The organism is Candidatus Poribacteria bacterium (assembly GCA_021162805.1).
Taxonomy (GTDB): Bacteria; Poribacteria; WGA-4E; order B28-G17; family B28-G17; genus JAGGXZ01.
The window spans coordinates 1-14,876 of sequence record JAGGXZ010000055.1 but is presented as its reverse complement, the minus strand read 5'-3'; the positions used below and the strand labels follow the sequence as shown (position 1 = coordinate 14,876).

General features: G+C 52.0%; 17 protein-coding genes and 1 pseudogene. 10 read left to right on the top strand and 8 right to left on the bottom strand.

Going from position 1 to position 14,876, the window contains the following annotated elements:
* Positions 1-26 precede the first annotated feature (26 nt).
* The 6 genes from J7M22_04215 (at position 27) to J7M22_04190 (ending at position 2,536) form a co-directional block, all read left to right on the top strand.
* Positions 27-236, top strand: a complete 210-nt coding sequence (locus J7M22_04215; GenBank protein ID MCD6505812.1) for a hypothetical protein — start codon at positions 27-29, stop codon at positions 234-236.
* Positions 202-393, top strand: coding sequence for a hypothetical protein (locus tag J7M22_04210; GenBank protein MCD6505811.1), 192 nt, complete (start codon positions 202-204; stop codon positions 391-393). The genes J7M22_04215 and J7M22_04210 overlap by 35 nt, the downstream gene beginning before the upstream one ends.
* A gap of 66 nt (positions 394-459) precedes the next feature.
* Positions 460-1,626 (top strand): putative DNA binding domain-containing protein, encoded by a 1,167-nt coding sequence (locus J7M22_04205; protein MCD6505810.1) that lies wholly within the window; start codon positions 460-462, stop codon positions 1,624-1,626.
* Positions 1,627-1,628: 2 nt separating this feature from the next.
* Positions 1,629-1,841, top strand: a complete 213-nt coding sequence (locus J7M22_04200; GenBank protein MCD6505809.1) for an AAA family ATPase — start codon at positions 1,629-1,631, stop codon at positions 1,839-1,841.
* Positions 1,822-2,250 (top strand): AAA family ATPase, encoded by a 429-nt coding sequence (locus J7M22_04195; GenBank protein MCD6505808.1) that lies wholly within the window; start codon positions 1,822-1,824, stop codon positions 2,248-2,250. Before J7M22_04200 ends, J7M22_04195 begins: the two co-directional genes overlap by 20 nt.
* On the top strand, positions 2,237-2,536 hold the full coding sequence (locus J7M22_04190; GenBank protein ID MCD6505807.1) for a hypothetical protein: 300 nt from the start codon (positions 2,237-2,239) through the stop codon (positions 2,534-2,536). The genes J7M22_04195 and J7M22_04190 overlap by 14 nt, the downstream gene beginning before the upstream one ends.
* Here J7M22_04190 and J7M22_04185 read toward each other — a convergent pair.
* The 7 genes from J7M22_04185 to J7M22_04155 all read right to left on the bottom strand — a co-directional run bounded on the left by J7M22_04185 (position 2,516) and on the right by J7M22_04155 (position 11,125).
* Entirely contained in the window at positions 2,516-3,655 is a 1,140-nt protein-coding gene (locus tag J7M22_04185; GenBank protein MCD6505806.1) for an MFS transporter, read from the bottom strand. The genes J7M22_04190 and J7M22_04185 overlap by 21 nt on opposite strands.
* A 15-nt stretch (positions 3,656-3,670) precedes the next feature.
* Positions 3,671-4,645 (bottom strand): MoxR family ATPase, encoded by a 975-nt coding sequence (locus tag J7M22_04180; protein ID MCD6505805.1) that lies wholly within the window; start codon positions 4,643-4,645, stop codon positions 3,671-3,673.
* Positions 4,642-6,117 carry a hypothetical protein gene (locus tag J7M22_04175; GenBank protein MCD6505804.1) on the bottom strand — a complete coding sequence of 492 codons (1,476 nt, stop codon included), beginning with the start codon at positions 6,115-6,117 and terminating at the stop codon, positions 4,642-4,644. The genes J7M22_04180 and J7M22_04175 overlap by 4 nt, the downstream gene beginning before the upstream one ends.
* Before the next feature lie 82 nt (positions 6,118-6,199).
* Positions 6,200-6,349 (bottom strand): hypothetical protein, encoded by a 150-nt coding sequence (locus tag J7M22_04170; GenBank protein ID MCD6505803.1) that lies wholly within the window; start codon positions 6,347-6,349, stop codon positions 6,200-6,202.
* Between the two features lies 1 nt (position 6,350).
* A complete protein-coding gene (locus J7M22_04165) occupies positions 6,351-7,445 on the bottom strand; it encodes a hypothetical protein (GenBank protein MCD6505802.1) in 1,095 nt (364 codons plus the stop codon).
* A 73-nt stretch (positions 7,446-7,518) separates the two neighbouring features.
* A complete protein-coding gene (locus J7M22_04160; protein MCD6505801.1) occupies positions 7,519-8,373 on the bottom strand; it encodes an OmpA family protein in 855 nt (284 codons plus the stop codon).
* 133 nt (positions 8,374-8,506) lie between these two features.
* A complete protein-coding gene (locus J7M22_04155) occupies positions 8,507-11,125 on the bottom strand; it encodes a hypothetical protein (protein MCD6505800.1) in 2,619 nt (872 codons plus the stop codon).
* 93 nt (positions 11,126-11,218) lie between these two features.
* Between J7M22_04155 and J7M22_04150 the strand changes: the two genes are divergently transcribed.
* From J7M22_04150 to J7M22_04135, 4 genes are all read left to right on the top strand, one after another.
* Complete coding sequence (locus J7M22_04150; GenBank protein ID MCD6505799.1) at positions 11,219-11,893, top strand: response regulator transcription factor; 675 nt, start codon at positions 11,219-11,221, stop codon at positions 11,891-11,893.
* Complete coding sequence (locus J7M22_04145; GenBank protein ID MCD6505798.1) at positions 11,883-13,631, top strand: HAMP domain-containing protein; 1,749 nt, start codon at positions 11,883-11,885, stop codon at positions 13,629-13,631. The genes J7M22_04150 and J7M22_04145 overlap by 11 nt, the downstream gene beginning before the upstream one ends.
* Positions 13,632-13,831: 200 nt before the next feature.
* On the top strand, positions 13,832-14,014 hold the full coding sequence (locus tag J7M22_04140; GenBank protein MCD6505797.1) for a ribbon-helix-helix protein, CopG family: 183 nt from the start codon (positions 13,832-13,834) through the stop codon (positions 14,012-14,014).
* The gene (locus J7M22_04135; GenBank protein ID MCD6505796.1) at positions 14,011-14,490 is read left to right on the top strand and encodes a hypothetical protein; all 480 of its coding nucleotides are present in this window, start codon (positions 14,011-14,013) and stop codon (positions 14,488-14,490) included. The genes J7M22_04140 and J7M22_04135 overlap by 4 nt, the downstream gene beginning before the upstream one ends.
* Before the next feature lie 35 nt (positions 14,491-14,525).
* Here the strand turns inward: J7M22_04135 and J7M22_04130 are convergent.
* A pseudogene (locus J7M22_04130) lies at positions 14,526-14,852 on the bottom strand (IS701 family transposase).
* Between the last annotated feature and the right edge of the window lie 24 nt (positions 14,853-14,876).

Sequence of the window (14,876 nt, the reverse complement as noted above, 5' to 3'; positions counted from 1 at the left end):
CGATCATGTAGGGAGGTGAATCGAGGATGATACCGACGGTAGCCTGGATGATGCTGTTAATCGCCTTAAGTCCAAACGGGCATTACGTCCGATATGAGGGCCAAACGCTTCTTCTAGTCGGCGACAGCGGAACCCAATGCATCCTTCAAAACCCGAACATAGATTACCGGCTGCCTGGCAAACCCGGGGAAGGAGTATGCCGTGTATTCGATCTCCGGGAGTTCCTTCACACTTGATCTATCTCACATCAACGGCAGAACGTTTGTGGGGCGTTTTTACGATCCCAGGACGGGACGGTATCTCAAGGAGTTCACCTGCTCCGGCGGCAAAAGTGTGAGTTTCGAGAAACCCGACGCCAGAGACTGGGCGTTACTCCTCCGGCCGCGGAGGTGAGCTGTCGCTTGACATCCGATCAGGGGGACTCTATAATCCTGGCAGGAAAGGCAAGAAGGTAAAATCATGAAGGTGAGAGAGCTTCAGGAGATAGTTGAAAAAGGTGAAGATGCCTTCACCGAGTTCAAGGACGAAAGGGCACGTCCCGAGGATATAGCCGCCTCGCTCGTCGCCTTCGCCAACGCTCAAGGGGGAAAGCTCATAATCGGCGTCTCCGACGAGGGGGAGATAATAGGAGTCGGAGATCCGGATAGGCTGATGCAGAGGGTTGACCAGATAAGCTTCAACAACTGTGAACCCCCCATCACCTGTTTTCAGGAGAAGGTGAAGGTTGATGCTAGGATCGTCATCGTCGTCCATATCCCTCAGGGCGGACAGAGACCTTACCGGACAAACCGAGGGATATTTTACATAAGGACGTCCTCAGGCAGAAGACAGGCGACAAGAGAGGAGCTGCTCAGGATATTCCAGGAGGCGAGGGCTCTAAATCCCGACGAGATACCTATCCCCGAAACCTCCATCGGGGACCTGGACATCCGCTCGTTCGAGGGCTTCTTCAGGGAAACGTTCGGGCGAACTCTCGACGAGGAGGGGGTCGAGGTGGAGCGCGTCCTCGTGAACATGAAGCTGATGAACGATGAGGGATTACTCACCACCGCAGGTGTGATCCTCTTCGCCAGGGAACCTCAGAGGTATCTCCCATGGGCGAAGATCCATATCGTGAGATTTGAGGGAAAGGAGATCGGCGAGAGATTGCTGGATCAGAAGGAGATAACCGGAACGCTCTTCGAGCAGCTCGAGGAGGCGGAGAGGGTGCTCAAGAGCCACATCAAAGTGGCGGGGAGGATAGAGGGGTTCAAGAGAAAAGATATACACGAGATCCCGCTTGAAGCTCTGAGGGAAGCGGTGGTGAACGCCGTGGCACATAGGGATTACTCCATCCGGTCACATATAAGGATCTTCATCTTCGACGATAGAATCGAGGTGAGAAGCCCTGGAAGGCTTCCGAACACCGTGACGGTGGAGAACATAAGATACGGCATACATGTTGAGAGGAATCCCACCGTAGTCTCGTTTCTCACGAAGAGAGGATTTATGGGGCAGATCGGAACTGGGATAGTGAGAATGATAAGGTTGATGAGGGAATATGTCGGGAAGGAGCCTGAGTTTTACGAACGTGATTTTGAGTTTCACGTGATCTTAACCAAAAAGCAGATCGATGTAGAAGGTTGAAGATGGGGACCGGTATGTTGAAGAACTTCAGGGTTAGGAATTTCAAATCCATACGGGATTTAAGCCTATATCCTAAGAGGATAAACGTTTTCATCGGCGAACCGAATGTCGGGAAATCAAATATATTGGAGGCGTTGGGGTTCCTGTCATTCGGCGCATATGGAAGCTTTGCAAATTTAAGGGAGTTTATACGATGTGAGAACCTCTCCGAATGAGGGAAGCTTCAGGGTCATATTGGAAAAGGACGAGCTGATTCTGCTACATTATTCACTGCTGTCGAGCACGATCCAGAGAACTATCTTTTACCTGACAGCGATCGAATCGAACGAAGACTCGGTCTTGGTGTTTGAGGAACCCGAATCTCATGCCTTCCCCTCCTATACAAAGTTGCTATCTGAGAGGATAGCGCTCGACAAGGGCAATAATCAGTTCTTCATTTCGACCCATAACTCTTACTTCCTCATACCCCTCATCGAGAAGGCCCCTGAGGGCGATTTGGTAGTCTTCTTAACATACTACCGAGATTATCAAACGAGAGTGAGGGCTCTGGAAAATAAGGAGCTTATGATGCTGCTGGAAACCGATCCGTTTGAGCTCTTAAAGGAGAAGGATGATCTGTGTTGAGTGCAATCCGGATAAAGCGCTGATTGAGATGCTTCTTCCAGGATCAAGTCCTAGACATTCAAGCCGTGCCTACGGTAACTCAAGAGTTGTTCTGGAGATTGAGCGGAGGGGTTACGGGATCGGCCTGATAGACGAAGATCCCCAATCGAGCTTCATCAGGAATTTCGTACTGCCAAAAGGGTATCGATTGACGAGGAACTTCATAGCAGAGGGGATTAAAGTCCTGAAGAAGGGGAAAGGGAACATAGACCGAGCTTACAGGGAATCACCTGAATTTCACCGCTGAGGCGACCAGTGCTGCTGCTATGGGCAGTCCGGCGCTCCAAGCAAGCGCGATCACCTCTCCATAAAGATCCGCCGTCTTCCCCACCACGGGGGCGATCAATCCGGCTATACCCCATGCACCGCCCATGCCCAAAGCTGCCACCAGGCTGGCTCCTTCCGGAACGATCGCCTGAGTTCGGGCGATGTTGACGTAATCGGCACAGCGTAACATGAATCCCGCCATGAAAAGGCATGCGAAAAGCGCTATCCCCCTCGTGAGAACAGATGCCAACAGTAGAGGGCTGGACAACAATAACGTGATTACGGTCAGAAACCTCTCGCTCATCCTCATCGCCAGTTTCCCTCCGACGATGGAGCCGACCGCCGTGCCCGCCACGAACAGAAAGACGGCGCCACCACCGGCGCTCAAGGAGGCCCCTCTGGCTCTCAAAAGTATCGGCATGAAATTCACGAAGGCGGTTATAGCGGCCGAACGGAGCGATATCACGGCGAATATCGGGCCTATCTGGGATATCCGAGGCAGTAGATGTCGGCGCAGAGCAAAGTTAATCTCGACCTTCTCCTCAGCGCCTTCGGGATTGACGATGAGCACAGCGACGGCCACTCCCAATCCGAATATCAGCGATGGAAGTAGCCCTTTAAGTGTGCCGAAATGCTGATAGAGCGATACCCCTATCAGCGAACCTACGGCATAACCCAACGTGCCGCCTCCTCCGAATACGGAGAGCCCAAAAGCCGCTTGTCCTCGGGCCAGCCCGGTGGCTAAAGCCGCGGCGCGGGGATGGAATAAAGCTATCCCCACCCCTGCCATCAGCAGGAAAAAGGCAAGGCCAACTGAGGTCGGGGCAAAACCTAAGGTGCTGATGAAGACCGATGTCATCAACACGCCGGCCAGGATCAGACCGTACGGACGTAACCTATCGGTGAGATATCCGAATATGAGCTGACCGAAATTGGCCGTGATGGAGAGAAGGGCAGTGAGAAAACCAACTCCGGTGTTGCTCAGCCCATATACCGTCTTTATGACCGGCCAGAGGGGCGGGATGAAGTTAAGATATCCGTCACAGTTGAAATGAGCGAGGCTCAACGTCACTATGCTGGCGATCCTGTTCCTCTTCATCTCGTCTTATCCCCGCTACCGTCCTACCCTCTCCAGTAGTTCGTCTATTATCCGATCCGCGTCTATCCCCTCGACCTCCGCCTCATAGCTTTTGATTATCCTGTGTCTCAGGGCGGGCATCGCCACGGCATGGACGTCATCGAGCGACACGTTATATCTGCCCCTGCATAACGCCCTCGCCTTGGCCGTGAGCACTATCGCCTGTGCGCCTCGGACGCTGGATCCGTATTCCACGTAACGTCTAACGATATCCGGGGCATCCTGCGAAGGGTGTGTCATCCTGACCAGATTTATGATGTAATCCTCCACATGGGTGGCCACGGGCACATCCCTGACCAGCTTTCGCATCTCCATTATCTCCTCCGCCCCGATCACCCTTTCGGGCATCGGCTCCTCGCCGTAGGTGGTTCTCCGCAGGATCTCGCGCATCTCCTCATGAGAGGAGTAACTGACCTTCAGCTTGAAGGTGAACCTATCCAATTGAGCTTCAGGAAGCGTATAAGTGCCCTCCATCTCGATAGGGTTTTGGGTTGCCAGCACGATGAACGGTTCATCCAGTTTATAGCTTTTCCCGGAGACCGTCACCTGTCTCTCCTGCATAGCCTCGAGCAGGGCGGACTGTGTCCTGGGGGTGGCTCGGTTTATCTCATCGGCCAATATGACGTTGGCGAAGATCGGGCCGGGCTGAAATCTGAAACTTCTTCCGCCATCGGGATTTTCGATCAATATCTCCGTCCCTGTTATATCGGCAGGCATCAGATCGGGCGTGAACTGTATCCTGGAGAATTTAAGGTCTAAGACGGCGCTCAGCGTCCTGACGATCTTGGTTTTGCCGACCCCTGGGACACCCTCCAGAAGCACATGGCCGCCTGCAAGCAGGCACAGCAGTATGCCCTCCACCACATCCTCCTGCCCGACTATAACCTTACCTATCTCAGCTTTGACCCTCTCAGCGTTTTGGCGGAACCAGTGGAGTCTCTCCTCGTTCATCTGCTTCCCTCCGCCAGTAGATCGAAGTATCTTTTGACTACCTCCCTGTAAAGTGGGGGAATCCTTCCGGAGGAGATGAAGCTTTCGGCCGCTTTATATGCCTCGGCGATCGTCCTGCTATCGGGCAGCACGGATTTAACCCTGTATTTTCCTCCGGCCTCCCTACCGGATCTTCGTCCGCCCCCTTCCGCCGTTGAGGGGAGCTCGAATTTACCTTTCCCGATCGGGGGTGAAGCTCTTTTCTCCTCTCCCGATGTGAATTTCTCCCCGCTCACCTCCTTTGCCTTGCCCGAAGGGGTAAACTCTCCTCCGCCTGAGACCTTCCCCCCGATGGCTTCGCCTCTCCCACCTTCCCCGTCTGGGAGGCCCTCTTTTGACGCGAACCTACCCTCAGGTTTCTCCCCTTCCAAGCCGAGCATGCCTATCCGTAGTTCACCCTCCCTTATCCTGGTCAACATCATCTTCAAGATCTGAAGATCATCGACCTTAGACTCGAATTCGGTCAGCGCCCGGGCGAGATCACGCAGCGATTCGGGGGAAAGCGGGTTTTGGGATGCCTTATCTAGATTTTTCGCCAGATCACCGTCCAGTATCTTAAGCCTTTCAAAAAGCGTCCTTAAAGCCCTTTCGAGTTGAGGGAGCATCTCGGGGGGTATCCTATCATTTTCGAGATCTGACGCCACCTTTTCGATGATTCTAGAGGATCTGTCGATAGATTTTGGGGTGAAAGGCAGGGAGGTTTTGAGGATCTGTGAGATCTCCTTCATAGCCTCATCGGCTTGAGATGCCTTCCTGTATTGTCGCTCCACATCCGATTCGAGCTCAGCAAGCTTTTTCAGCGCTTTGGTCTTATCGAGGTGGCCGTCGCGCATGATTTTCACCGTTCGCCGGAGGTTTTTCGTCAGCTCTTCGGAACTAAGCCTCTCAGCGGGCAATAGCGAGAGGGATTTCGCAACTTCAGCGATCGCCTCACTCTCTCTCGGGTTTATCCTCGGGGTCATATGGTGCGGGATGAGACGAACGGCCAAGAACATCATCGGGATAAACAACAGGGAGATGATAGCCCTTTTGGGAAGCCGAAGCGGAAGCTTCGTTTTCAGATCGATTCGTTCAAGGTGCTTCAGGGCATCGGCTATAACCAGATCGCCGAGATGGGTTTGGATCCTTCCGGATGCGATCTCGTAAGCGGTGGAAACCCTCTCTTCCAGCTCAAATATCCTGTCCATTTCCACAGCGATTGGACCCAACCTTCTGGTTCGGAATAGCGTTATCAGAAACCAGATGGGGAGAAATGAGATCATCAGTGGCAGAAACGATCCGGGAAGATTTAGGAAAAGAGAAGCTGAGACCCAAATAATGATCAAACCTACGGCTATCGGTATGGATAGATCGAGCGATCGGATCACGCGCATCAGAACGATTCGCCTCCGCGCTTTTTTGAGAAAACCCAAAAGCCTTTGGCTCCCTCTCAATTGGACCATCCCCTTATTCAACGTTGGCACGTTAAACGTTAGAACGTTTAACGAGATATGACCGCCTCTAGGATCAGAAGCGTCAGGTCATCAAACTGAGGCGCGTTCCCCATGAACTTTCGCACTTCATGATGGTGTCGAGCAGTTTATCCAGGTCCAGCTGCGAGGTTAACTCCTTGGCGACGCTGAGGAGGGTTTCCAGCTTCTGAACCTTTGCTTCAAGCTCATTCATTTTAATCCGAGGCTCCTAGCTTTTTTCGGGCGTTCCAGACGGCCTGAACGTATTCGTCAGGAAGATCCTGAGATCTCCCCGAGGCCGTCCACCATCTAGGTTTTTCGGTATAGATCCACACATATCTATCGGATCGCTTCAAGGCGGCATATAGCGATCTTTCGAACTCCTCTGGCGTATAGAAGTTACGGCTGAAATCGTCCGTATGCCATCCCATCTTACGCCAATCACAATCCATCCATACCCCGAATCCGAAGCTGAAGACCTTTCTGTATTTTTCGGGATTCGCCACGATCTTCAGCACATCCCTCTCCATCATCTTATAGGTTTGCTCAAACCTATTGACATCCTTGTAAGGGTAGGCGAGCTCACATCCATCTACGATGAGCGACCTGCCGTTTGCCGCCTCTACCATTCCGTCGAGCAGCGGTGCAAGCAGCCCGTAGCTCACATCGGCGAGGTTTTTCCTTCCTCCATCGCTTTGAACCCACGGCAGGCAGTATCCGAAGGTGAGGAAGATAGTGATATCGGGATATTCGGATTGAAAGGCCCTCATCAGCTCCCCGCCCCTCTTTTTAACCTGCAGGGCATATTGGTTCCAGGATTTCTCCTCCCGATACCTCTGCTTTTGATAGTTGAAAAGGGGAAATTTGTACTGCTCTATGTCGAACAACACCCCACTGCATCCCCCTTCGCGGGCGATTTTAGCCGCCAGTTTGGCGTTGGAGATTATGGCCGAGAAATCGTCGAACCAATCCACATCGCCTGGGGTGACGTTAAAGCGTAGGAAGTTGTATTTAAACCGCTGGAAGGGCGTGTTTTTCAGGTTTTCAATGGCATGTTGCACCTCTTCTTCGCTGAACCTCTCTCCACCCCAGCATTCCCAGGTGAAGCTGCCTGTGCTACCGTCCGGTTTACGGCAATTGACGTGGAAGACACATCCGTCAAAGGGGGTTTTCTCCATTTCGGATATATGTTCCCTGATGAAGCTTGTGTCGGGTTCATCCCATCCGAACTCTATCAATCTCTTATCGGCCGGCTGGGGTGAAGCGGTGTTCAACACGAGACACCCCAGGGTTATAAACTCCATCAGCATAACGCACCTCGTTGAGAAATAAAAAGCGGCCCATCGTACGGATGAGCCGCTGTTGGTATTTCGATCACCTCGATTATAGAGAGGGGAGAATCCAGATCTCAGTCCTTCTGTTTTTGGCAAGCCCCTCCTTGGTTGTCTCGGTCGATATCGGTTCGGTATGGGCTCTGCCGTAGACCTCCATTTCGTTGGTGATGCCTTTTCCTTTAAGATAATCTGCGACCGCTTTAGCCCTGGCCGCTGAGAGATCCCAGTTGCTCCTAAATTTGCCGCCCAGGACCGGTCTGCTGTCGGCGTGTCCGACGATTTTCAGCTTTGCGTCCGGATATTTTTTGATCAAGGCGATGGCCTTATCCAACTTTGCCTTTGCCTCGTCCGTGAGATCGGCCTTGCCGCTATCGAAATAAACGACGATCGGTTCTTTCGTCAGCCGCTCGATGATCTTCTTCTGTGTTTTCTTGACCTCCTCGATCTCCCTGACGGCTACCCTAGCAGCAGTGGCGGCGCGGTTGATATCCCTGCTCATCCGGTCGGCAGCCTTAGCCATGGCCTTTCTCACCTGGGCATCGGCGTATTTTTTAGCGTTCTCTTCGGCCTTGCGGGCTGCTTTCAGGGCTTCGTCCCTTACGGCTTTATCGCCCTCTTCGATCTTCTTGGAGGCCTTCTCCATCGTGTCAGCATCGCCCTGCTCGGCGGCCTTTATCGCCTCCTCACGAGCGCTTTCGATCTTCTGATTGAGGTTGGCAACGGCGTTATCCAGCTTTTGATCGACATTACCGATGTTGGTTTTGAGCTCAGCCAGGTCTTTGGCGTTCTGCTCCTTATACGCGCTGAACTCCCTGTTGAACTCCTCCTTCTTTAAATAGCCACAACCTCCCACGGCCAGAGCCAAAACCAGCAAGGCGATCATTAGGTATAATGCTCTCTTCATTTGGTTCCTCCTCAGCTCTAAAGATTACCTTAGCAGCTCTCACTTTCAAGCATATTTTAGCATACTTCAGAAACGAATACAAGTGAAAATGCAGGGACGAGAGATCTTTCTAGGGCGAAAGATTTTTTCGCCCCTACTTCAGGCGTATCAGGCGGACCTCCCCAGACCCGATCTGAAGGGATATCGTCCCGGTCGGAGATGAGATGAGGCGTTCACCGGTTATGAGCTCATCGGCTTCATTCACCCTCACAGGCAAACTCAGCTCGGTTCTCTGCACCTCATCGGTCGGGTTGAGCAGTGTCAGATAGAAGACCTTATCCTCAAAATCGCCGAACCTCTCGATATACACGTTCGGGTTATCCCCTCTCACACCCGTCACAGGTTCCCATCCCGCCTGTGCGATCAGCCTGATGAGGGGTATATACTTCTTAAAGAGGTTTCTATCCCGGTTATACCACTTCGGATTGCGCCAGTAGGGGTCTTCGGCGGCGTTATGACTGAACATGCTTGGAAAGATCCCATAGAACAGACATCTCTTCATATACACCTCGACCTTATCGCTCGTGAATCGATCGAAGAAGGTGTTCATAAGTAGAAGATAAGGCTTTTGATAGCATATCGCCCGCCGATAACTCATCCTTTCGTCCGACTCTGGTACCAACTTTTCCCCTCGCATCCAGTTGACCTCTGTGCCCATCACATCCAGCAGATGTCCTAGGAAGCCGAACCTCCAGGGCACGGCATTAGCCATCATCAGCTTGCCACGCCGATGTATGTCCTCGCTGATGTAGCGCGTGAACTCATATGTGGAGAAGATCTGAAGTATAATGGGTCTTCCGCTCTGCGGATCGAAGGTGAGCGGTATGCTTACATATTTGAAGTGTTCCCTCCGAAAATTCTTATCGCCTCCCCATCCCTCCAGCGAGTCGAGATATTCGCCGTCCAACTGGCCGTTTTCACCGCTATAGAGCTTGTCTCCCATCTGCGGAGTGTAGTTGAGGTGTGCCTTGTTGAGGGTGTGGTAATCGTCTTCGGGTATATCGGGGTTCGGGTTGAGCGTAAAGACGGCGCCATCGCACCATGGGGCGTTCCTGATCCTCAGTATATACCTGCCGTTTCGATCATATGCGCCACAGAGCTCCGTCGCCCGTGAGATATCCCTTAACCTCTTATCCAGGCTGTGCATATTCCTTTTGAGGAACTCCACTGCCCCCTCATATGTGCGGGGTATCCCTTTGGGCATCCTCTGCCAGTATGTCATCGGCTCGGTATACCTGAAACTGTAAACTCCGATTTGATCGTCGAATCTGATATTATTGGTCCCCTCGTGGAAAGCGGAGCCGAAATCCTCATAACCCTCAACCGTGGAGATATCGGTGAAGGGCATCCATATACCCTCTCTCTCAACCCGCTTGACGAAGAACTGAGGGAATATATCGTAATACCTTTTGAGGGCGCTCCTGAAACCCCATTCGGGATCGGCCCTGTAGATCACGAGTGAGAAATCGGCCGAGGAGGGATATCGGATGGACTCCGCAACTAAACCGAAGTCGAAGGCGGCATATATCTCTCCACTCCCACCGTTACAGGCAATCCTGTAAAGACGAGGCCTATCCATAGGGATCCCCATGACCAAATCCGACCGGCCATCTTCCACACACCCTATCGGGTAAAGCGATATATATCCCGTCGCCCCGGCCCCACAATAGGCGACGTTCGAATACTCCTCCTTCCCCTCTATCTTTCTCGACCTACGGACGTAATCCCACCATCTCCATCCTATTTTGAGTATCGGCAGTCCGACGTATAAACTTATCGCCCGATCCTTTCCCGTCAGATCCTTCACCCTGCCGTCTAAACGAAGGTGGGATTTTAAACCCGATATCTCAAGCTCGATCCGGAGGTTCAGCGACGGAAACTCCCCGGTGAAGATAAGTTTCCCCTCCTTATCCCTCTGGATCTTTCCCACAGCGGCTATGAAATCCGAGTTGGCGGCGAAATCGCGGGCGTAGATCCAAGGACGATTTCCCTCAAAGATCGTTCTCTCCCCACATCTCACACGGCTCAATCGACCGTCCTCTCCCAGGGTTAACTCCAGCTCGTCTTCGGTCGTTATCCTGAACTTTCGGGTGATCTCGCCCGATTTACCCCTTTCAAGTCTGACGAACTGACCGTCGAACCAGAACGTTCCCTCCGTGGATTTGAGCTCAACCAATCTGAGATCGTCGAACCAAACCCTCCCTCCATGTCCTCTGAAAAGGGCATAGAGATAAAGCTTTTTTATAGGCTTTTCGGGAAGTATAAAGCGTTCGCGATATTCCCAATCATGCGTTCCAGTGCTGAAACTGACCGTCTGTCCCCAGAGGGGCGCGCCATCGGAGTAGATGATATCGACATAGAGGGAGTAGTTGCTATCGGGCGATCCGGAGACGGAATCGGCCTTGCTCCAGCCGCTCACGAAGACCGGCCTTGGCGACTTCTGATTCAGCTCCACCACCTGCTGTGCTCCGCCTCTTCTTCCGCTGCATCTTATGCTCATCTTTCCCGATCGCCGGTTTCGATCGTCCAGTTCAAAACCGCTCTCCCCATATGAACTCCATCCCTTCACCTTCCCATCCGATATCTCCTCAAAACCGGGATTTGAAAGGAGATTACGGGATGAGAGATCGGGACGGACGAGGGATTTAACGACAGGCGTTTCATCCGTTCCCATCAATCCCGAGCAGATCAGCATGGTTATAAGGCAGATCATCTTCGACCTCCTCTTGAATCCAGATCCCTTTCAGGTTAAGATTATATCACACCACTGATGCCGTGTCTAAGGGATTCGGGTGAGTTGATCGACATGAAGGTGATCTGGATTGTTGAAGATGAGCCCGACATAGCTGAGCTCGTCGCACATAATCTGCGGAAGGAGAAGTTCAACACTAGGATATTTCAGGATGGGGAGGAATTTCTCAGCGCTCTGAAATGGGAAAGGCCCGATCTGGTGATACTGGATCTGATGCTCCCCGGCATAGACGGACTGGAGATCTGCAGGATGATGAGGGATGAAGGAAGAGCGAGATCCATCCCGATAATTATCCTCACGGCGAAGGGAAGCGAGGTAGATGTGGTTCTAGGGCTTGAGCTGGGTGCCGACGATTATGTCGTCAAACCCTTCAGCGTCAGGGAGCTTATCGCAAGGGTGAAAGCCGTGCTGAGGCGCTCAGAACCATCGTTTCGGGATACCCCCTTTAAGATCGGAGGCCTGCAGGTTGATCCTGAAGGATTTTCAGCCAGCGTGGACGGAACGCCGTTGGACCTCACCTTCGCCGAGTTCAGATTGCTTTCCCTGCTCGTCTCAAAGCCCGGAAGGGTTTTCACCCGAAGACAGATCATAGACTGGATATGGGAAGGGGAGAAGGTGGTCGTTCCCAAGGCCGTGGATGTCCATGTGTCAAACCTCCGTAAAAAATTGGGGAGATACGGCGATTTGATCAAATCCGTCAGGGGAGTGGGCTACAAATTTGAGGCCTAGATTCGGAATCACATGGAAATATTTCATAGCCTGTTCTGCCATAGCTACGATCGCTATATTCACCATCGCCCTGCTGATAAACGGCGTGGTGAGGGATCGATATCGAAGATGGACCGCCGATAAGCTTAAGGTTCACGCCCTCTTGGCGGCGGAGATCTTCAAAAATGCCCTCAATGAAGCTCCCGAAAAGGCCGATCTCCTCGCTAAGGAGATCGGCAGATCTACCGGACTCAGGATCACATTGATAGACCCTATGGGGACAGTTCTCGCCGATTCGGAAAGAGATCCGCTCACCATGGAGAACCACTCCGGCCGGCCTGAGATCAAGAAGGCGCTGAAAGGGGAGATCGGGATGAGCACCAGATACAGCACAACCCTGGGGGAGATGATGAGCTATGTGGCGGTGCCGGTAATCGAAGAGGGGAGGATCAGGGGTGTTGTAAGGGTGAGTCTCAAAACAAGGGAGGTGAACCTCCTTATAGGGGAAATCACCGATAGGGTGCTTCTCCTTTCGATCATCATGTGGGCTGTCGCCTTGGCGTTGACTTTCCTCTTCTCCTCACTTTTCTCCTCGTCCGTCAGGCGTATGGTTGCCCTGACCAGAAAGATAGCTGAAGGGGATTTCACCGCCCGCACCGCCGTGCGAAGAAGGGATGAGCTGGGATCACTCGCCGAAGCGTTGAATGAGATGGCTCGAAAGCTTCAGTCGTTGTTTGAGCAGCTTCAGACGAGATATGATGAGCTGAACGCCATCCTTAATTCGATGTCGGAAGGCGTGTTGGTGCTCGATAGAAACCTAAATGTTAAGTTGGCGAATAACCGCCTTGTCGAGATGTTTTCGGTCGAAGGGGATATAACTGGAAGGGGATATCTCGAGGTGATCAGATGCGCTGACCTTAAGGTGATCGTCGATGATCTCATCCGAGAGGGCAAGGTGATAGGGCGGAGGATGAAACTCAGCGGCAGGACCTTTACGGTCAACGGCTCCTCCTTCGAAGGGGAAGGCGGGGAGAGATGGCTTGTGCTCGTGTTTCACGATATCACATCAGATGCCCAGATTGAAAGGATCAAAGCCGATTTCGTCGCGAATGCCTCCCATGAGCTGAGAACTCCGCTGACGGCTATCAAAGGCTATCTTGAGACGCTTGAGGATGAGGAACCCGAAACGCGGAGAAAATTCATCGGTATAATACGGAGAAATGTCGAGAGGATGTCGAACCTCGTCTCCGACCTGCTGTTGCTGTCAAGGCTTGAATCATCGGAACCGCATCTCGCTATGGAGAGGATCGATCTCGGTGAAATATCCGTAGATGTGATGAAGCTGATCGAAAGGGAAGCTGAGAGGAAGGGGATTGAGCTTAACATGGATGTGAATCCCGAATCCATCATCGTCGGCGATCCGTTTTTGATCGAGCAGATGCTTTTAAATCTGCTCGATAACGCAGTCAAATATACCGAGCGGGGTGAGGTGACCCTCAGGATCGACAGGGAAAGGGGAAGAGTGAAAATTCAGGTGTCGGACACAGGTGTGGGGATACCGTCCGAACATCTACCCAGGATATTTGAGAGATTTTACAGGGTGGACAAAGCAAGATCGAGGGAGTTGGGGGGGACGGGTTTGGGACTCTCAATAGTCAAGCATATCGTCCGGCTTCACGGCGGTGAGATCAGGGTTACAAGCTGTCCTGGATCGGGGACGACCTTCACGGTTTATCTTCCTCCCTCAATCTACCAATGATGCTACGGCATCAATTACCCAGGCAAAAGAAGGGGGAACTTTAGCACCATTACTGGTGGTTGCTTTAACCTTAATAGGCTTCGCGCAGGTGGTAGATTAACACATAAGAATTTACTCGGTAATTATTACGGCATTGACTTTAATGCCGGCATGCTGTATAATTAGTTTTGTTGAAAACAACCCACATGGTAGGTGATAAAATGGCAGCTCTAAAATTTCAAAAGCTTGCGAAATCAGAGGAGGCTGTAAAACTTACAATCCGCATACCGAAGACGCTTAAAGAACAAGTTGAAGAAGCCGCTTACCAGTCTAGAAAATCCATTACTCTATTCATCCGCGAAGCCTTAGAGAAAGCGCTAAGAGAACAAGGAGCCACGACATGAAAACCGCATTGGCACTTACCCTGCTTTTGGCCCTTGCTCTGCCGTCCTTCGCCGAGCTCACAAGACAGGATGTAGAGCAGATAATACAGCAAGCCCTTGAACCAATTAAACAAGGGATAACCGCCATCAAACTGGACATCGCCGAGATGAAGGGTAAGATAGAAGCACTTGAAGGTAAGATGGTAACCAAGGACGATATCATCACCCTACAGAGAGAACTGACGAAGAAAATGGAAGAATCAAACGCTAGGGTTAATTCACGGATCGACTCGATGTATTACCAGATGTGGGCTATATGGACGGTGATATTTGTTACTATCCTGGCAGCGATATTCGGTGGCCCCATTTTCGCTCAGTGGTGGCAAAAACGGCAGGAGCAGAGGGAGACTATCAGACAAATAAGGGAGAAAGCACAAGACTTGATGAAAGATCATCCCGAACTAGCAGAGGTATTCAGAAACATCGGGCTGATCTAGTTGCCACGGGGGAAAACAAGCGATAGGGAGGTCAAGGTCAAAAGGGGGATGCCTTTCACCACCCTTTTGTGCTTGCCACTCCAGTGATAGGTCACAAGTTCCATCTTCTTCGCATAGGGCTTGTCCAAGGTGGTGTCATCCAGAACCAAAATTCCCTTCTTTTTCTCCACGAACTCCTTCGCTTCCTGCCACAACGCCTCCGTGTCGGGAGGCTGTCTTTGTAGCAGTCTTGTGAAGGCATCGTGGGCTGGGGCTTTCTCCCCTTGAGGTTGGCATCTTGCTGCCTCAGTGCAGGTGAATACCCTCTGGGTGGCGATGAGAAAATGGATGTAGTCAAGGTCATCGCACTTGGGTGGGTTCATTCGCTTTCCCTCCTATCGACAAAG